This window comes from Nocardia sp. NBC_01009 (genome assembly GCF_045208035.1).
Classification (GTDB): domain Bacteria; phylum Actinomycetota; class Actinomycetes; order Mycobacteriales; family Mycobacteriaceae; genus Nocardia.
Window position 1 is genome coordinate 7,092,348 of sequence record NZ_CP108695.1, and the last position, 18,702, is coordinate 7,111,049.

At 66.1% G+C, this 18,702-nt stretch carries 17 protein-coding genes; 6 read left to right on the forward strand and 11 right to left on the reverse strand.

Going from position 1 to position 18,702, the window contains the following annotated elements; genetic code table 11:
- The first annotated feature begins 22 nt into the window (after positions 1-22).
- Entirely contained in the window at positions 23-1,429 is a 1,407-nt protein-coding gene (locus OHA42_RS32000) for an APC family permease (RefSeq protein WP_406231455.1), read from the forward strand.
- Between the two features lie 77 nt (positions 1,430-1,506).
- The gene (locus OHA42_RS32005) at positions 1,507-2,007 is read left to right on the forward strand and encodes a hypothetical protein (RefSeq protein ID WP_406231456.1); all 501 of its coding nucleotides are present in this window, start codon (positions 1,507-1,509) and stop codon (positions 2,005-2,007) included.
- A 229-nt stretch (positions 2,008-2,236) separates the two neighbouring features.
- On the opposite strand, the gene OHA42_RS32010 is transcribed toward OHA42_RS32005, so the two are convergent.
- Positions 2,237-3,538, reverse strand: coding sequence for a TIGR03118 family protein (locus OHA42_RS32010; RefSeq protein ID WP_406239754.1), 1,302 nt, complete (start codon positions 3,536-3,538; stop codon positions 2,237-2,239).
- Between the two features lie 181 nt (positions 3,539-3,719).
- Between OHA42_RS32010 and OHA42_RS32015 the strand changes: the two genes are divergently transcribed.
- Entirely contained in the window at positions 3,720-4,217 is a 498-nt protein-coding gene (locus OHA42_RS32015) for a peroxynitrite isomerase (protein WP_406231457.1), read from the forward strand.
- A 225-nt stretch (positions 4,218-4,442) separates the two neighbouring features.
- A complete protein-coding gene (locus OHA42_RS32020) occupies positions 4,443-5,561 on the forward strand; it encodes a BTAD domain-containing putative transcriptional regulator (RefSeq protein ID WP_406231458.1) in 1,119 nt (372 codons plus the stop codon).
- 71 nt (positions 5,562-5,632) lie between these two features.
- Here OHA42_RS32020 and OHA42_RS32025 read toward each other — a convergent pair whose 3' ends face one another.
- From OHA42_RS32025 to dxr, 5 genes are all read right to left on the reverse strand, one after another.
- The gene (locus tag OHA42_RS32025) at positions 5,633-7,420 is read right to left on the reverse strand and encodes a penicillin-binding transpeptidase domain-containing protein (RefSeq protein WP_406231459.1); all 1,788 of its coding nucleotides are present in this window, start codon (positions 7,418-7,420) and stop codon (positions 5,633-5,635) included.
- 64 nt (positions 7,421-7,484) lie between these two features.
- The gene (locus OHA42_RS32030; RefSeq protein ID WP_406231460.1) at positions 7,485-8,348 is read right to left on the reverse strand and encodes a GNAT family N-acetyltransferase; all 864 of its coding nucleotides are present in this window, start codon (positions 8,346-8,348) and stop codon (positions 7,485-7,487) included.
- A gap of 58 nt (positions 8,349-8,406) precedes the next feature.
- Positions 8,407-9,564, reverse strand: a complete 1,158-nt coding sequence (gene ispG, locus OHA42_RS32035) for a flavodoxin-dependent (E)-4-hydroxy-3-methylbut-2-enyl-diphosphate synthase (protein WP_406231461.1) — start codon at positions 9,562-9,564, stop codon at positions 8,407-8,409.
- Positions 9,565-9,730: 166 nt separating this feature from the next.
- Complete coding sequence (locus OHA42_RS32040; protein WP_406231462.1) at positions 9,731-10,933, reverse strand: M50 family metallopeptidase; 1,203 nt, start codon at positions 10,931-10,933, stop codon at positions 9,731-9,733.
- A gap of 298 nt (positions 10,934-11,231) precedes the next feature.
- Entirely contained in the window at positions 11,232-12,371 is a 1,140-nt protein-coding gene (gene dxr, locus OHA42_RS32045; RefSeq protein WP_406231463.1) for a 1-deoxy-D-xylulose-5-phosphate reductoisomerase, read from the reverse strand.
- An 86-nt stretch (positions 12,372-12,457) separates the two neighbouring features.
- Between dxr and OHA42_RS32050 the strand changes: the two genes are divergently transcribed.
- Positions 12,458-12,727, forward strand: coding sequence for a DUF2631 domain-containing protein (locus OHA42_RS32050; protein WP_328403930.1), 270 nt, complete (start codon positions 12,458-12,460; stop codon positions 12,725-12,727).
- A gap of 178 nt (positions 12,728-12,905) precedes the next feature.
- Here OHA42_RS32050 and OHA42_RS32055 read toward each other — a convergent pair whose 3' ends face one another.
- From OHA42_RS32055 to OHA42_RS32065, 3 genes are all read right to left on the reverse strand, one after another.
- Positions 12,906-13,199, reverse strand: coding sequence for a hypothetical protein (locus OHA42_RS32055; RefSeq protein ID WP_406231465.1), 294 nt, complete (start codon positions 13,197-13,199; stop codon positions 12,906-12,908).
- Complete coding sequence (locus OHA42_RS32060; RefSeq protein ID WP_406231466.1) at positions 13,196-13,744, reverse strand: RNA polymerase sigma factor; 549 nt, start codon at positions 13,742-13,744, stop codon at positions 13,196-13,198. The genes OHA42_RS32055 and OHA42_RS32060 overlap by 4 nt, the downstream gene beginning before the upstream one ends.
- 330 nt (positions 13,745-14,074) lie before the next feature.
- Complete coding sequence (locus tag OHA42_RS32065; RefSeq protein WP_406231468.1) at positions 14,075-15,004, reverse strand: LysR family transcriptional regulator; 930 nt, start codon at positions 15,002-15,004, stop codon at positions 14,075-14,077.
- A gap of 254 nt (positions 15,005-15,258) precedes the next feature.
- On the opposite strand from OHA42_RS32065, the gene OHA42_RS32070 reads away from it, so the two are divergent.
- Positions 15,259-15,672, forward strand: coding sequence for a DUF5997 family protein (locus OHA42_RS32070; RefSeq protein ID WP_406231470.1), 414 nt, complete (start codon positions 15,259-15,261; stop codon positions 15,670-15,672).
- A 27-nt stretch (positions 15,673-15,699) separates the two neighbouring features.
- On the opposite strand, the gene OHA42_RS32075 is transcribed toward OHA42_RS32070, so the two are convergent.
- A complete protein-coding gene (locus OHA42_RS32075) occupies positions 15,700-16,824 on the reverse strand; it encodes a TIGR02679 family protein (RefSeq protein WP_406231472.1) in 1,125 nt (374 codons plus the stop codon).
- A gap of 224 nt (positions 16,825-17,048) precedes the next feature.
- Positions 17,049-17,993 (reverse strand): flavodoxin family protein, encoded by a 945-nt coding sequence (locus tag OHA42_RS32080; RefSeq protein ID WP_406231474.1) that lies wholly within the window; start codon positions 17,991-17,993, stop codon positions 17,049-17,051.
- Positions 17,994-18,702 lie beyond the last annotated feature (709 nt).

An 18,702-nucleotide genomic window follows, 5' to 3' on the forward strand; every position in this document is an offset into this window, starting at 1 on the left:
ACCCAACGGGTACATATCACACATGGCCAGCACCGACGCCCAATCCGGTACGACACAGGAACCCAGCCTGAAGCGGGTGATGGGACCGGGATTGCTACTGTTGTTCGTCGTCGGAGACATCCTCGGCACCGGGATCTACGCGCTCACCGGCAAAGTCGCGAACGAGGTCGGCGGCGCGGTGTGGGTGCCATTCCTCGTCGCCTTCCTGATCGCGCTCCTGACCGGCATGAGCTACCTGGAGCTGGTCACCAAGTATCCGCACGCCGCGGGCGCCGCGCTCTATACCCACAAGGCCTTCGGCATCCAGTTCCTCACCTTCATGGTCGCGTTCACCGTGATGAGTTCCGGAATCACCTCGGCCGCCACCGCCTCGCGCGCCTTCGCCGCCAACTTCGCCGAAGCCTTCGAACTCGACCTCGGCACCGGTATCGGCATCACCCTGATCGCGCTGGCCTTCATGGCCGTGGTCGCGGCCATCAATCTGCGTGGTGTGAGCGAGAGTGTGAAACTGAACGTCCTGCTCACCTGCGTCGAACTGACCGGACTGCTGATCGTCATCGGCATCGGACTGTGGGCCCTCGGGTTCGGCAACGGCGATTTCGGGCGCATCACCGAGTTCGAGACCGGCAACCGCACCGCACTGGGCGGCGTCATCGTGGCCACTACGCTGGCCTTCTACGCGATGGTCGGCTTCGAGGACTCGGTCAATATGGCCGAGGAGTGCAAGGAACCGAGCCGCATCTTTCCGAAAGTCCTGCTCAGCGGTCTGATCATCACCGGGACGATCTATGTGCTGGTCTCGATCACGGCGGTCGCGCTGGTCCCGACCGACCAACTCGGCGCGGGCGATACTCCGCTGCTGAAGGTCGTCGAGATGGGCGCGCCCGGCTTCCCTACCGATGTCTTCGCGTTCATCACAATGTTTGCGGTTGCCAATTCGGCGCTGATCAATATGTTGATGGCCAGCCGACTGCTCTACGGGATGTCCCGCCAGGGTGTGCTACCGCCTCCGCTCGGCCGCGTGCACCAACGGCGGCGAACGCCCTACATCGCCATTGCTTTCACCACCGTGCTCGCCCTCGGGCTGATCGCGTTCGTCGGCGAGGTGCCCGAACTCGGCGGCACCACCGCGCTGTTGCTGCTCGGCGTTTTCACGGTGGTCAATGTGGCGGTGCTGGTGTTGCGCCGAGACACTGTGTCGCACAAGCATTTCCACACACCCACCGTGCTGCCGGTCATCGGCGCGGTGGCCTGCGGATTCCTGGTCACCCCGTGGACCGACCGCAACCCGCAGCAGTACACGATCGCTGGCGTACTGCTCGCCATCGGCGTCGGGCTGTGGGCGCTCAACCACTTTGCGATCCGGCGCCTGCACACCGAGCTCCCGGCCGAGGACGCGCCGAGGCCCGGCGACGATCGAATTGTGTGACGTTCGAGTCGATCACGACGGGTCTGTCCGAAATCGTAAGATGACGACCAACCAGGGTGTCGGTAATGTGAGCCGCGATGACCAGCATGGAAGCCCGATTCCGTGACGCTGCCCGGACCGTGCCCCTCCCCAGCCCATGGAACCTGTCCGCCTATCTGGCGAGTGTCGCCGCACACCGCGGCCGTTCCATCTCGCTACACCCCGTACCGGCCGGGATACTCGCGGAGACCGGCTGCCGCGGCAGCGGACTGTGGGTCGCACGCAAGCACGACGACATCATCGTTTACGACGCCGACACCTCACAGCGCGATACCGATCACATCATCCTGCACGAGGTGGGGCACATGCTGTTCGGGCACGGCAAGGACGACTCCGATCCCACAACACCGCTGCCACCGACCCTGGCCACGCTACTGCCCTCCCTGTCGCCGGTATCGATCCGGCATATCCTCGGCCACAGCGACTTCGGCACCGAACGCGAACGCGAAGCAGAGGTGTTCGCGGATATGACAATGGTGTACGCCACGCTGCCACAGCGAAAGAATCGGTCTTTCCGGCTGTTCGGCCGCAACCGCTGAGCGGCGGCCTCGCCTGCGCTCGGGCCGAGCTCGGTGGGTGACAAGGTGCGTCGGTCAGCCGGTCCCGTCAGAGAGTCGACGAATTCCGGCGCGCACTTCATCGATCACACCCCCGTGGCAAATATTGAGTAACTCACGTCACCGCGTCCAGTTCGCCGAAGCTTTGAGCCGATGGCCCGGTACGACAAAGGCGGCTCCCGTCGATGGTCGGGAGCCGCCTTGTAGTGGGCTACTTCAGGCGGAGTTTGCCGAAGAGGCCGTCTTTTTCGTCCTCGGGGCCTGCCGTGAAGTACAGGGAGTTGGCATCACCGAGGCTTTCACCGTTGCCGAACATCAGGGCCCACAGACCCTCGATTTCGACGGGCTTGCCGGTGGCGTCGCGCAGGTAGTCGACGAACTTGCCGGTGGTGTCGTCGTAGGCGAGGACGTGGCCCGCGCCGCCGAAATTGCCGACGAGGAGCTTACCGCTGAGCGGGCCGAAGTCCGCGGGGGCCACGGTAACAGCCCACGGGGCGTTGAGGCGGCTGCCGTCGTCGAGGATGCGGACCAGCTTGCCGGTCTCGTCGAACTCGGCGACCTTACCCTTGGCCGGTTTGCCCTTGGCGTCCTTCTCCTGGTCCTTGTCGAGCGAATCCTCTTCGCCCGCATCGAACTTGGTCGCGTCCTGCTCGTCGGGCTTGGTGGCGGCGTAGGAGACGAACACCCGCTTGCCGACGGTGGTTACATTGAATGGGGCCGGGTCGCCCGGCTTGGCCTTCTTGCCCTGGTCGGGGGCGGCCGGGTTGATCTGGTCGCCGGTGGCGAACGGGTTGGCGAAGCCTGCGGTCGGGATCAGCTGCCAGTTCTGGTCGAACGTGCGCACCTGCGGGTCGGCGCCGAAGTCGGCGGCGAGCAGCTTGTCACCGGAGGGTGTGAGCGCGATGCCGAAGAACTGCATGCCCTGCGGCTGGCCGTCGAACATCAGGTTGGCCGGGCCATCGGCTCGGATGATCTGGCCCTCCGGGCCGAGTTCGGTCCAGGCCGCGATCTTGCCGGAGTCGGTGGCAAAGATGAACCGCGACGAACCGGTCAGCAGCTGCGGCGCACCGTCCACCTCGACCGGCTGGTCGCGCACGACGAACAGGTCGGAGGTGATCGGAGCGCCGTTGAAGACGACACCGGTGGTCTTGCCGATGCTGGTGTCGGAAGTGTCGGAATCGGCGCCGGGAATGGTGACGATCTTCAGCGGATCCTGGAACAGCTTCTGCACTTTGGGGTCCGAGGATGCTGTCACATCGCCGACGAACTGGAACGATTTACCGCCGCCACCGACCCAGAAGTGACCGCCCGCGCCCTTCGGCCGGTCGGCGAGGCCCCACGCGTTCACCATGTCGGGATAGGTGAACTCAGCCTTGTACTCGTCGTTGTTGGCGGCGAGGTTCGTCTGCGTGTAGTGATTGCCATCGAGGGCAGGCACTTGGTCGTTCGACTTCGAATCCGAGCATGCGGCCGCGACGACAAGCGCGGCGCCGAGTACGGATACGCGCAACAGACCTTGTCGGGTCCGCGATCGCCACGCACCGTTTTGGCGCAATTCACTCCAGCGTCCGTTCAACTTATTGTCCTTTCAGCCGCACGCCACCCTCTTGGCGATTAGGCGATGCTAACCTTAGCCTGACGGAATTTGGGGAGTATCGGAACACCCCGCCATTCGCAGGTTTAGGCTGTCCGCCGTGGTCGAACCCCAAAACCCCGTCGCCCCTCATCCCGATATCGCACCATTGGCCCCGCTGCTCGGCACGTGGCGCGGCCCGGGGCACGGTGAATATCCGACCATCGAGCCGTTCGACTATGTGGAGGAAATCAAATTCGGCCATCTCGGCCGGCCATTCCTCACCTATCGCCAACGCACCCGCTCCGCCGACGGCAGCAGGCCGATGCACGCCGAAACCGGTTATCTGCGCTGTCCGCAACCGGACCGGGTGGAGTTGATCCTCGCCCACCCGACCGGCATCACCGAAATCTGCGAGGGCGCGCTGTCGGTCACCGACGGCGAGGTACACATAGAGCTGGACTCGACAAGCATCGGCCGCAGCAGCACCGCGAAACTCGTGACCGCGCTCGGCCGCTCGATCCGGCTGTCCGGCGACACCATCGACTACACGCTGCGGATGGCCGCCGTCGGCCAAGACTTCCAGCACCACCTGGCCGCAACGCTGCACCGGGCCTGAGGCGCGGTCCGGTTCCGGGTGGCATGCGGCCGCGGGTCGATCACGGAATGCTGCCCGCTTCAATACTTAACATGATTGGCACACAACAGGTTTCGGATGCAAGAGGACCGTTTCCGGGTCAATGCGTATGCTGGGACCGATCGCACGGCGCTCGATGCGTGCGAAACAGCTCCGCGCACTGAGTGATTCGGAGGCGAGAACGTGGCGGCTGCGGGTATCGGACGAGTGACACTCGATCTACGGGTGCTCGGACCGGTGCGCCTGCTCGTCGACGGTCGCGCGATTGTGCTACGCGGCGCCAAACTCCGCGCCCTGCTCGCAATGCTGGTCATCAATCGGCGCAAGGCCGTGGCGAAAACAACTCTGGCCAAGGGAATTTGGGACGAAGGTCCACCGAGCCGGTCGGTCGAAGGCCTCTATGCCTACGTGTCGAATCTGCGCACCATACTGCGCGGAGCCGGGGTGGACGACCGCACCGTCCTGCGCACGGTCGGCGACGGATACCTACTCGACATCAGCGAAGACCAGTGTGATGTCGGCCGATTCGAACGCGCGCGCAACCAAGGGACACTGGCCCTCAGCACCGGCGACCTGGAGGCCGCGGCGCAGTGTTTCGCACGCGCGCTGTCGGAATGGAGCGGCGAAGCCGTCGCCGGACTGCGCGTGCTGCGCTTCGCCGACAATTTCGCCACCGATATGGACGAGCGCAGACTGAATGCGATGGCCGACCGCCTCGACGCCGACATCGGTTGCGGGCGTGAGGGTGCGATCCTGGGCGAGCTCGTCGCGCTGACCGCCGAACACACCGTGAACGAACGACTATGGCGGCTATTGATCACCGCGCTGTACCGCAGCGGACGCCAGGCCGATGCGCTGGCCGCTTGTCTGCGCATTCGCCGCAATCTCGCCGACCAGCAGGGTATCGACCCCGACCCGAAAACAGTCGCACTGGAGGAGGCGGTCCGCAGCCAGCAGACACTGCCGACGCTCCCCTCGTCGCCCGGCGCGACGACCAGGGACCTGCCCGATCTCCGCCGCCAGGCGTGGCTGCGGGTCGGTGACGACGAGCCGATCGCCGTCCCGGCAGCAGGGTTGCGCATCGGCCGCGATCCGGACAACGACATCGTCCTCGACGACTCGTGGGTCAGCCGCAAGCACGCACGCATCCTGGCCAGGCCCGACGGCATGTTCATCAGGGACCGGGATTCGGCCAACGGGGTTTACCTGAACGGTTCCCCGATCGGCGCCGACACCGCCCTCTCCGACGGCGATGTGATCAGGATCGGATCCACCATGATCCAGTACGAGATGCCCGACCGCAGGACCCCGAAACCACCTGAATAAATGTGAGCTCCGGCACATATCAAGCCCTGATGTGGGGCCGGGCCACAGCTACCGGTGTCGGCCAACGAGTGTCAGTACCCCGCGGGCAGCACGGTGAACATATCGCGGGTGACCGCTACCGCATGATCGGAGCTGCCGCCCCTGACCAGCAACGTGGCGAAGGCGATATCGCCTCGGTAGCCGACGAACCACGAGTGCGACCCACCGTCGACCTCGGCCTCTCCCGTCTTGCCGAACACCTCGCCCTGGTCGGCGATCCGTTCGGCGGTGCCGCCGGTGACCACCTTGCGCATCATCGTCCGCAACCCGTCGATCACCTCGGGTGCGATGGCCGGGCGTTCGCCCTCGATCGTGGTGGTGCGACCGGCGATCAAGTACGGCACCGGCGCCGACCCGCGCGCGATCGTCGCTGCCATCAACGCCATCCCGAACGGGCTCACCACCACCTTGCCCTGGCCGATTCCGTCCTCGCTGCGCTGGATCAGGTCGTCCGACGGCGGCACCGAACCCGAGGTGCTCGGCAGCCCGGCGATCGTATAGCCGGGTCCGACGCCCAGTTTCGCGGCCGTCATGTGCAGCGCGTCACCCGGCAGCTCGCTGGCCACCTTCGCGAACGAGGTGTTGCAGGAACGCTCGTACGCGGTCGCCATCGGCACCTCGCCGAGGGTGAACAGGTTGTAGTTGGGAATCGTGCGCTCCCCGACCACAATTCGACTCGGACAGGGCAGCAGTGTGTCCGGCGTGGCCTTTCCACTCGACATTGCGGCGGCCGCGGTGACCGTCTTGAAAACCGAGCCGGGCGGATACTGCCCCATGGTCGCGACCGGGCCGTCCTGGTCGGCGGCCTTGTTCTGCGCGACCGCGAGAATCGCGCCGGTGGAAGGGCGCAGCACCACCATCATGGTCTGCTCGGTGTGCGCATCCACCGCGCGCTGCGCGGCATTCTGCACGAACCGGTCCACGCTCAGCGAGAACGACGGCGCCGGCTGCGAGGCCACCTCGGTGAGCACGTCGGTGTCGGCACCGTTGGCGTTCAACGTGACGACGCTCCACCCTGCCTTGCCGTCCACCTCGGCGATCACCGTCTTGCGCACCTGCGCGAGCAGATCCGGTGCGAAATTCCGGTCGATGGCGACCATGTCCCATTGCTGGGTCAGCGTCACACCGGGCAAGCCGATGAGGTCCGCGCTCACCTCGTCGAATTCGTTCTCGCTCAACAGCGCAACGGTATAGGCGCCGTTGGCGGATCTCGCCGCGCCCAGGATGGCCGCCGGGGTGAGCCGCTCGTCGAACCGGTGCAGCGCCGCGGCCAGTGACGTCGCCACGAAGTCCTGGTCAGAGGTGGCAGTCGCGGTGAACACGACACGGGAGACTTTGCCGGGCACCAGCACGTCGCTGCCGGACTGCTCGTTGACCCTGGCGCGGGGCGCGGGGTCGGCACGCAGGGCCATGGTCTGGGTGTTGCCGAGCTTCGGATGGATATCCGAGGAAGTCCAGCGCACCATCCAGCGCCCGTCGCTGCGCCCCATCTGCAGTTGGCCGGTGTAGCGCCAGGTCCGGTTCTTGGGCAGCCGCCACTCGTAGGTGTAGTCGACAGTCGCGGTGTCGCCGGTGACCCTGGCCGCGCCGGTGTGCGCGATCAACTGCTCGGCTTGGAGCTGATCCCATGCGGAACTCAGTGCGGCGGTTGCCTTCTCGGGTTGGCTGGTGAGCTGCGCCGCCGTGTCGAGGTCGCGGCTCGAGAAAGCCGAGACGAAAGCATCGGCCGCGGGAACCGGCCCCTGCGGGCGCGCCGAACAGCCGGTTCCCGCAGCGGCGAGCACTGCGACGGCCAGCGGGATGAGCATGCGAGTCGACATCGGCACCGATGGTAATAGCCAATTGCGAGCAAACGCCTGTGGCGCACCGACGTTCGGCCGAAGTTCAATCGAGCAGCACCGTGGCGAAAGTAGCGATCTGGCGGAAGCCGACCCGGCTGTAGGCCCGGCGGGCAATGTTGTTGTAGTCGTTCACATACAGGCTTGCGGTCCGTCCGGAGGCGACCACCGCATTGGCGATTGTTGCCGTGCCGCCGGTGCCGAGCCCCGCGCCGCGGCGTTCTGGATGCACCCATACGCCCTGGATCTGGCCGGTGCGCCGAGACAGCGAGCCGACCTCGGCCTTGAAGACGACCTCGCCGTCCTCGAACCGCGCCCACGCCCGACCCGAGCCGATCAGACTCGCGATCCGGCGACGGTAGCCACGACCGCCATCGCCCGCACGCGGGTCGACGCCGACCTCCTCGATGAACATGGCGATGGCCGCGTTGAGATAGCGGTCCAATTCGTCGGGCCGGACCCGGCGGACCTCGAGATCAGCGGTCGCGAGCGCGGGCTGGCCGAGTGCGAGCAGCGGCTGCTCGCCACGCACCTCCCGCTCCGGTCCCCAATGCGAGGCGAGCATCTCCCACAGCGGCAGCGCCAGCTCTCGACGCCCGACCACCGAGGAGCACACGCGTGGCCAGCGCACTGCCCGATCGGCGAAGGCGCGCAACGCGTCCTGATCGCCACGCAGCGGCACCATGTTCGCACCGGAGAAGCACAGCGACTCCGACGGGCCGCCACGACTCCATAGCTCGCCCAGCCCGCTACCGGTTTCCAGCCCGAACTCCTGCAGCCGCGCGGCGACCATGCACGAGGCGACCGGATCGGTATCGAGCACTCTCAGGACCTGTGCCAGATCCCGGTTCGCGAGCTGACGCGCGGGGGCAAACTTCGCCCGTCGCGTCGGCTCCAGCAGACTCCGCACGAATGACAGCCTGCCACGAATCGTGCAGATGTGGTATGCCGATGCCGAATAGCAACACCTAGCCGACCGTGACGACCGGTTCCCCCGCACCCGCGTCCTCGCCCATCTGCTCGGCCAAGCGCATGGCCTCCTCGATCAGCGTCTCCACGATCAATGCCTCTGGCACCGTCTTGATGACCTCACCCTTGACAAAGATCTGGCCCTTGCCGTTGCCGGACGCGACGCCGAGGTCCGCTTCACGGGCCTCACCGGGACCGTTCACCACACAGCCCATCACTGCGACGCGCAGCGGCACTTCCATGCCCTCCAGCCCGGCGGTCACCTCGTTGGCCAGGGTGTACACATCCACTTGGGCGCGGCCGCAGGACGGGCACGACACAATCTCCAGCTTGCGCGGGCGCAGGTTCAGCGACTGCAGGATCTGCCCGCCGACCTTGACCTCTTCCGCGGGCGGTGCGGACAGCGACACCCGGATCGTGTCACCGATGCCCTCCGACAGCAGTGCACCGAACGCCACCGCCGACTTGATCGTGCCCTGGAATGCCGGGCCCGCCTCGGTCACACCGAGGTGCAACGGGTAGTCGGACTGCGCGGCGAGCTGCCGGTATGCCTCGACCATGATCACCGGATCGTTGTGCTTGACCGAGATCTTGATATCGCCGAAGCCGTGCTCCTCGAACAGGCTCGCTTCCCACAGCGCCGACTCGACGAGCGCCTCCGGGGTTGCCTTGCCGTACTTCTCCAGCATCCGCTTGTCCAGCGAACCGGCGTTCACCCCGATGCGAATCGGAATGCCCGCGGCGCCTGCGGCTTTCGCGACCTCGCCGACGCGACCGTCGAACTCTTTGATGTTGCCGGGGTTGACGCGCACCGCCGCACAGCCCGCGTCTATCGCGGCGAAGATGTAGCGCGGCTGGAAGTGGATGTCGGCGATGACCGGGATCTGGCTCTTGCGCGCGATGGTGGCGAGCGCGTCGGCGTCCTCCTGGCGGGGACAAGCCACACGCACAATGTCGCACCCCGAGGCGGTCAATTCCGCGATCTGCTGCAGGGTCGCGTTGATGTCGTGGGTCTTGGTGGTGGTCATCGACTGCACCGAGATCGGATGATCGCTGCCGACTCCGACGCCGCCAACCACCAGCTGGCGGGTCTTGCGACGTGGCGCGAGGACGGCCGCAGGTGCGGTCGGCATCCCCAATCCGATTGTGCTGGTCACTTCCGGCTGCCTACTTTCGTGCGTTCTGGTGAGCCGTTCGCCTACCGAGCTTAGTCGCGCGGCAGCCGCTGACCCTGTGACGACCATGACATGTTGCTGTCCCCCGGTGCACGCGACAGGGTACCGCGTCAGGGCGAACAGCTGAAGTGGGTCGGCGGTGTCGACGTCAGGGGAACAACTTGATGGGGTTGATGATGTCGGCGACCAGGGTGAGCACCATGTACGCACCGCCGATCACCACCGCGACGTAGGTCACCGGTAGCAGCTTCATGTAGTCGACGGGGGCACCGGGCGCGAGGCCCTTCACGCCGCGGATGGAATTGCGAAGCTTCTCGTACAGCACGACGGCGATATGCCCGCCGTCCAGCGGCAGCAACGGCAGGATGTTGAATGCGCCGAGGAAGAAATTCAGACTGGCCAAGACCAGAATGAACAGGTTCCAGAGCCCACGCTCGGCGGTCTCGCCGCCGATCTTGCTCGCACCGTAGACGCTGACCGGGGTTTCCGGGTCACGCTCACCGCCGGTCACCGCGGTCCACAGCGCCGTCACCTTCTGCGGCATCTGAGCCAGCGACTGGAGCGTGCGCACGAACATGTCGCCGGTGAATGCACCTGCGGCCGGAATCGCAGCCAGCACATTGTATTTCACGGGTTCGTAGTACTCGGAGCCGACACCGACGGCGCTCACCTCACGTCCGGGCCCACCATCGGCCGGATAGCGCGTCACCCGCTCCGGGTTGACCGGAATGGTGAGAGTCTGCCCGTCACGTTCGACGGTGTAGGCGAACGGTCCGTTCTGCTTCTGGGTTTCGGCCTGGAACTCCGGCCAGGTCTTTACCTTCACCCCGTTGACCGCGGTCACCACGTCGCCGGTCTGCAGGCCGGCCTGCTGCGCCGGGCCGGCGCCGCTGCACGCCTGCAGCGTGCCGTCCACATTCTGCTGCGCGACGCAGCTCATCTTGCCGATGGCGGTGGCGGGCGGCTGATCGAAACGCGGCAGACCCCAGCCGATAGCGAGGATGACCACCAGGATGAAGCCGAGCAGGAAGTTCATCGCAATGCCGCCGGACATCACCACCAGGCGCTTCCAGGTGGCCTGCCGGTACATCGCCCGGTCGAGATCCTCCGGCGCCAGCTCATCCAGCGCGGTCATGCCCGCGATATCGCAGAAACCACCCAGTGGCAGCGCCTTGAGGCCGTACTCGGTCTCACCGCGCCGGAAGGAGAAGATTTTCGGGCCGAAGCCGACAAAGTAGCGACGCACCTTCATGCCGGTCGCCTGCGCGGCCCACATGTGCCCGCATTCGTGCAACGCGACCGATATCGTGATGCAGAGGGCGAACAGCACGAACCCCAACGCGAACACCATGTGGTTTACAGCCCTCCTGCATTGCGCAGCTCGCTCGATGAAATGCGACCGCAGCCGCGAGTACCGCACGCACGCGTCCGGTGGTGGTCGCGAGCACTCCGACAACAGTAACCGGACCTCGACCGACCCTCACGGCTCAGTCTGCCAGGCCGCCGTAACGCGGCGCGCCCGATCCCGTCGAACCTGCGCCCATTGCGGATGCACCGACCTGCCTGCCCATCCCGAGTTGTCGGGCGTCGGCCCGCGTGCCGGACCGCTCGGCGCGGAGCGCGTCGGTGATTGCCTGGAAGTGTGTCGGTCAAGCGTGGACGAGCGCCCTGGCATAGTCCCGCGCCCAGGTGTCGGCAGCCAGCACCTCGTGCAGCGTTTCGGGTTCGGCGCGCCACTGTTGCGCCGCGTCGACCGCGCGCGCAACGGTGCGCACGATGTCGGGAAAGCGAATGGCGCCGTCCAGGAAGGCTTGCACCGCAACCTCATTGGCCGCGTTGTAGACCGCCGTGACACTGCCGCCCGCCATGCCCGCCTGCCTGGCCAGCTCGACCGCAGGGAACACCGCGTTGTCGACCGGCTCGAACTCCCACGTCGATGCGGTGCTGAAATCGCAGGCCGCGGCGGCGCCGGGCACCCGATCCGGCCAGCCCAGCGCCAGCGCGATAGGCAGCTTCATGTCCGGCGGGCTGGCCTGCGCCAGGGTGGAGCCATCGGTGAAGGTGACCATGGAGTGCACGATCGACTGCGGGTGCACAGTGACATCGATGCGGTCGTAGGCAATGCCGAACAGCAGATGGGTTTCGATCAGTTCCAGACCCTTGTTCACCAGCGACGCCGAATTCAACGTGTTCATCAAACCCATCGACCAGGTCGGATGGGTCTTCGCCTCGGCAGGGTTCACCGATTCGAGCATTTCGGCGGTCCAGCCGCGGAACGGACCGCCCGACGCGGTCAAGATCAGGCGGTCGACCTCGTCGGCCCGACCTCCGCGCAGGCACTGCGCGAGCGCTGAATGCTCCGAATCGACCGGAACGATCTGGCCGGGGGCCGCCGCGCGCGTCACCAGCGAGCCACCAGCGACCAGCGACTCCTTGTTCGCCAACGCGAGCCTGGTGCCCGACTGCAGCGTGGCGAGGGTCGGCTCCAGGCCGAGCGAGCCGACCAATGCGTTGAGCACCACATCGGCCTCGGTGCGGCGCACCAGCTCGGTCACCGCACCCGGACCACCGAGGGCGAGGTCGAGCTGCTGTGCCGCGGTCGGGTCGGCGACAGCGACATTGCGAGTGCCGGTCGCGGCCATCTGCGCGGCAAGCAACTCGGTGTTGCCACCGCGGGCGGCCAAGCCGACCACCTCGAACTTGTCGGGATTGGCCGCGATCACCTCGAGCGCTTGGGTCCCGATGGAACCGGTGCTGCCGAGCAGTAGGACTCTCACAATGTCGGACACGGCCCCATTGTGGCAGGGCCTGCTGGCTACGACGACCGGTCGTATGCCACGATATCGACAAGTACTCGACCCACCAAGGAGCGATCGTGGCCGCCACGGAACTCGAAACCACCCACAGTGACAGCGGCGTTCTCACCCGTGTGGACACCGCCGAGGTTCCGTCCGCCGCCTGGGGTTGGAGCGGCGAGTCCCGCCGGACCTTCCGTGCCGCAGGCTGGATCGTCGCGTTGATCCTGCTGGCCATGACCATCGGCAACCACAAGGGCAGGGTCGAAGACGTCTTCCTCGTCGGCTTCGCTGTTGCCATCGCGGGCATTCTGATCCGCGACTCGATTCTGCGTCGCAAGCCGCGCTAGTTCCGCGCCGGGGCTGTTGCCGTCGTCGCCAACTTCGACGACGCGCCATCGTGACTTTGCACCGAGGTGCGGGCGGCCACGGTGCCCCCATCGAAATGCTCTGCCTCGCAGAGCAATAGGAGCCGGAACCGACAGCCCGCTACCCCGACGCGGACAACCGCGTCGGGGTCCGGCTGGATCATTGCGGTACAGGCCCCTCGCCGCCCGCGCGGGAACCCGCGACCGTCAGCTCACAGCGGCCGTCGACGCAGGACCGTTCCAAACGGCCCATCGAGATGGTTTGAGCCAACCCGATCGCCCAGCAGGTCGGGCAACCGCGCAACGCAACCAAGCCGACCGGTGCCAGTAGCAAGCTGATCGGTCCGGTCAGCGGTAGCAACGCCACCGAGCCGATCAAGGCGCCGAATCCCACAGCCCCGCGGGCCAAGTGACGGGGCACCGACCTGCTGGAATAGCTCGGCTCGGCGGTCACTCTCGGCCTCCGAACATCGGATCCTGCAAGGTGTGATGCACGGCGGACCTGGCGCGGTGCAGCCGCGATTTCATCGCCGCGGTGCTGAGGCCGAGCAGATCGGCGACCATGCGGCCGCTGTAGCCCTGTATGTCACGCATGATCAGCACGCGCCGTTGGTCGCCCGGCAGCGCCGCAATGGCCGACGCGACCCGCTCGGCTTCCAGGCGATGCATCGCCGCGTCCTCCGCAGAAACCGTACCTTCGTCGAAGACCGGTTCGGAGCGGCGCGACATCAGCCGCAACTGGCGCAGACATTCATTGCGAACGATCCGAAACATCCACGAGGCCAGGGCCCCCGACGCGCGCAACGTCCCGATCTTGCGATACAGGATGATCAGCGCCTCCTGCGCAGCATCCTCGGCGTCCTCCGGCGTGGCGCACAGCGAGTAGGCGAACCGCCGGACATGCGGATGCGCCCCCGACACCAGGGCGGTAATCGATTCGGTATCCCCCGACTGCGCCGCAGCAACCAGATGCTCATCCGGCCAGCGCACGTCAGCCACGGGACCGCCCCCGCCTCCGCAGCACGGCAACACTGCAGGCACAGACCGCAAGCACACCAACGACAATGGCGGCAATAATCACGACAACCTCCCGATCTCGTGCCGACGTTGTTGCCGACACCAGTATGAGAGACATGAGCGGTCCGAAAGGATTCTCATCCGATCACCGGCTCGGTGCCGATCAGTAGGGGCGGCCATGACCGCGGCTGTTCGAGCACTCGGTCGATGGCGCAATGGGCGAGTTCGACTCTGTCGCAGGCCAACTGCTCGACCACCGTAGGAACCTCCGCCGGGCGACCTCGTACTCGGCAACCGACTGCGCCGAGCGCGTCAGCGCCCCCGGCGCTTGGTGGGCTTCTTCTTGGACGGGGTAGGGCGCCCACCGGTGGCTCGTTTCGGTGGTGTCTTCTTGGACTGCTGCGCTGGCTTGCTGCGCGCGGCAGGCGACCGCGAGCTTCGTTCCGAGCGGCCGCGGACGATCCCCACGAACTCTTCGACCAGTTCGGTGGTCCGATCGGTAGGCCAGGCCAGCACGATCTCGGTAACAGGGACGTCGGTGACTGTTCGGTATACGAGGTCGCGGCGGGCATGCAGGCGGGCAATCGAATGCGGGACGATAGCGAAGCCGCCTACTGCCGCAACGAGCTCGATGGTGCTTCCTGCCGCATCGATATCGGTGGCGTCGTGCTGCTGTTCGTCGGCCAGGTCCGGCGTGCTCACCTGCTCGAACACCGAGAGCGGGTGGTCTTTGGACACCACGGCGACGGGTAGCTCGCGGTAGAGCGAAATCGCGCTCATGCCGTCCCGGTCGAAGGGCAGGCGAACGAAGCAGAGATCGACGCGCCCGTCATGCAGCGTCGCCGACTGCTCGGCCGCCGCGATCGCGACCACTTCGAGCGGAGTATCCGGGAATCGCTCACCCCAGATCCGGGTCCATTTGGACACGGTGACGCCAGGCACGAAACCGACACGCAGGCCAGGCGTATCCGTGGCGACCGGCGCTGCGGCGCGCTCATCGGCGCGAGCGATCAGCTCCCGCGCCTCCTGCAGCAGTTCCTGTCCGTCGTCGGTCAGCTGCGTCGGCTGCGCCCCCGGCACGAACAGCTTGGTCCCGAGTTCGTGCTCCAGCTCGATGACCGTCTGGCTCAACTTCTGGCGCGCGATGTTCAGCGACTTCGCCGCCCGCGCGAAGTGCAGTTCTTCGGCAACCGCAACAAACCAGCGCAGCCGCGCTACGTCGATGGACTCGAACCGGCTCATTCGGTCAAGGGTATTGCCCGACCTGGTCACGACCTGCGCGCGGGGGCAGACACACGGCTGTCCGGCGTACCCTCCCGCGCGCCACGGACTCCGAACGAACTGCTCCCAGTGGCGCGCATCGGGCGATTGCCGAGGGACCGGCGCAGGTTCCCGACGAACCGCACCGCGTGCCGACCTTCGGACAGCCACCTCACCTTCGCTCCGGAGCAGACTCCGAACGAACTACCTCCGACGACGCCCATTAGGCTGTATCGGTGAGCCCGGACAAGAAACCGCAGACCATGAAGCCGCTGACTGCGGCGAACAAGCTCGGCATCTACCTTCCGGCGGCGCCCGAAGAATTCCGGAACTCGCCGATCTCACGTGCCGACCTCGAAGAGCTCCGCACCAATCCCCCGGAATGGCTGACCGAACTCCGCCGCACCGGCCCCTTCCCCCGCGACGTGGTCGCCCGCAAACTCGGCGTCTCCAACACCGGCCTCGCCCGCGCCGACGTCTCCGATGCCCTCACCACCGACCAGATCACCGCTCTACTCGCGGACCCGCCGGAGTGGTTGATCCGCGAGCGCGAAAGCTACGCCGCGGTGCTGAAGGAGAACGAGCGCATCAAGGAGCAGCAGGCCGAGCGGCGTGCAGCGACGAACCGGCCTGCGAAGAATTACCGCTAGAGCGTCGGTCAGGCGATACGGTCGGCCTCAGCGGACTCTTCTGCCTGTGGGCTGCGCCGGCGTGCCCCGTGCGGCTTCCCTTGGTGACCAGACAAGATTTTCGCCATCCAACGTCGCGCAGGTGCCGGTCACAGGAAAAGACGGGAAAACTCGAGCTGCGCAAACTCCACCCAGACCGCTCTTATTTGAGTTTGAATCAAGAAATTCAACTACGCTCGCCGGTAGTTGAGTTTCCCGCCGCAAGTAGGCGCTGGGCGCCGACCCGCATCTAACCAAAGAACGCGTACCCGCCTTGGACAACTGCTGGAGCAATCGCACACCCGCACTGCTCGGCCATCCGGACGTACAGATCATCGGCGGGCATCGAGCACCGAATCTGGCCAGCGCCAACGCAAGAACGCTCGGGTTCTCGACCACCCAGACCCGATCCGGCGCGTCGACAATCCGTGAGCTCGCGCGAAGCTGCTGCAAGGTCAGCGCAGCGGCGTGCCCGGCCTCCGCACACATGTGCAGAATTCGCCCGATGACGTCGCCTTCTGTGGTGATACGCAGCCCAGCAGCCAGCACGGTGGAGGACAACTCGTCGTCGGCGATACCGGCACGATCCCACAACGCACGAAGCTGACCGGCATCCGACGGTGGATCGATGCCGTAGACCGCAGCCAATGCCCGGACCACCATCGTGTGCAATCGTGTGCCCTCATCGAGGCCATGGGGATCGCTGAGCACCGAGTCGACGAACACCGGCAGAGGTGTTCCGACACCGGGTAATTCGCCCAGAACACAGAGGGCCTGGTCGAGCACTGCGCGCGTCCGTTCGACCGATCTTTCGATTAGTCCGTTCCGCCGCGTCGATGCGACCCAGGTCTGCAGAGCGGGCTGTGCTCGCACGACCTCGTGTCCGGACAGCCACGCCCACAAGCGGTTTCGCTCTGCGGCCGCGCTTCGACGTTCGGCGGCACGATCACCGATCGGCCCCACCAGCTGCTCGACGACTTCGTAGGCAGTGCAGCCGATTACATCGTTGAGTACAGCATCAAGGTCGGTCATCGAGACGGTGGCATATTCGCCCGGCAGTCGCACAGCGCCGAATAGATCCGCGATTGCGCCTTGCTGCTCGGCGTCCAGCGGTCCCACCCGCACGCGCTGCACCGACCGCCCCGCCGAGAATCTTTCATGCAGCGCCAGCCACAGAGGTGCCAACGCAGGTGACAGCTGCCGAACCGGACTCCGGACAGTTACCCGCCGCCTGCCCATTTCCGTTGCCGTCTGACGCAGCTCCTCGGCGCTCATCCGCCGATCCTAGTTCCTAGACGGCGGCGATTTCCTGCCCGCTGAGTCCCGCGAGCAGGGACCGCCTACACATATGTTCACTGCTACCGCTCAGGGCGGACGGTGAATGCAGACGGCTCATAAACCTTTGCGCGCCGCGCTATCTCGTCCGCCTGCGCACCCTGGCCTGCCGCGGTCTGCTGGATCTCGAAGAAGTGGTCGCGCAGCTCCTCCATCGACGTCACAGAGCCACGAGCCTCGCCCGCAGGAAACCGCACAGTGACCGCGCCGTCGACCACGACGAGTTCGCCGCTCGCCCCACAGGTCGCGCACTCGGCTTCCTGGCCGCGTAGTACGAAAACATCCAGGTGGCACGAGGGGCACAGGCCAGGCTTGTCACCGAGGTACTTCGCGTCCTGGAAACGCACGCCGACCTGCCCCGTCACATTGCGGCCGAGCTGGGTTGCCCGCGCGATTGCGCTGTCGTCGAGCACGATGGCTCGCGGCATGCCCGCGCCCGCGAACTGCACCTGATCGACCACTGCGATCCGCATGGAGAAGGTCAGGGTGTGCAGGAGCGGCAGCGCCAAGGTAGTCCAGCGCGGCGTCAAAGACCCTCCGACAGCGATGAATCCGGCTACTCGTGGCCTGAGGACACGTTCGTCCACTCGGAAGGACACCGCGGGAGTTACGCCGGAGGCCTGCAGGCGCAGCAGCTCGGTGGTGATGGCGGCGTCGGCGTTGGGCCCGAGGATGCGGTCTGCGAGAAGTTTCAGGCGGCCGGGGATGGTCCTGGTCAGCACCGGGACGGCGACGATCAGCGCATCACACTCGATGAGCTGTTCCCAGAACCATGCGGTGTCGTCGGCTGTTCCGGTGTTCGGACCGGGTGCGATCTCCAGGTCGTCGAGCCTGACGAGCCGCGCGTCCATGCCGCCGTCCCTGGCGGCGGACAGCGCTGCTGTCAGCAGGAGCTCCGCGCTGCCGCCGGGCTGTCCGCAAGACAGCCCGAGCACGATTCCACCATCCGACCGGGTCGAGAGCGTCATGGCGGGGAGCGTAACCGGAAATCGGAAACATCGCCTGTCCACAGCGGTGGGGAACCCCACCAGTCCGTCTGGTCAACCAGCTCGGTCGCACCGAATTGCTGCCGCACCGATCTCACGGGTCGAAACGGCTCATCCTTTCATCGCCAATTGCCGACAGGCAACGGCGTTTTCGTGGCGGCAGGCGTTACCGACCCGGTCTACCCCTCGGACTCCGAAGGCGATGTCACGGCGAACAGCCCGGCGACTCGAGCGGCGCCTCCTGCGGACAGCCAGTCCTCGAGCAATTCGTTCAGCGCCGCGGCATCGCTCCTCGCGACTATCGGCGCACGTTCACTCGCGCGCGACGCGATTTTCCCTATTCGACGTAGCGGGCGGCGAGGACATCGAACACCGACCAGCGGTTGTTCACCTGGTACCGGGGTGTTGCGGAGTCCTCGTCGCTAATTTACCGCGAGCCCCGCGGCGGCCGAGATGTACTTCTCGGCCAACCCATCGGTCAGTGTTCGTCCAGCACCGCCCGCAAGAATTCGCGGGTTCGGTCGTGTTGACGAACCTGGTCGTCCACATACGCTCGACACACTTGGCGAGGCGCCCCGACGCCGAAATCCGGGCCGATCGGAAGCTGCCAGAGATTCGACTCGCGCACACGCGGAGATCCCGAACGCTGTCGACCGCGAACGGCACAACGCTGTGCCCGGCCATGGCATGG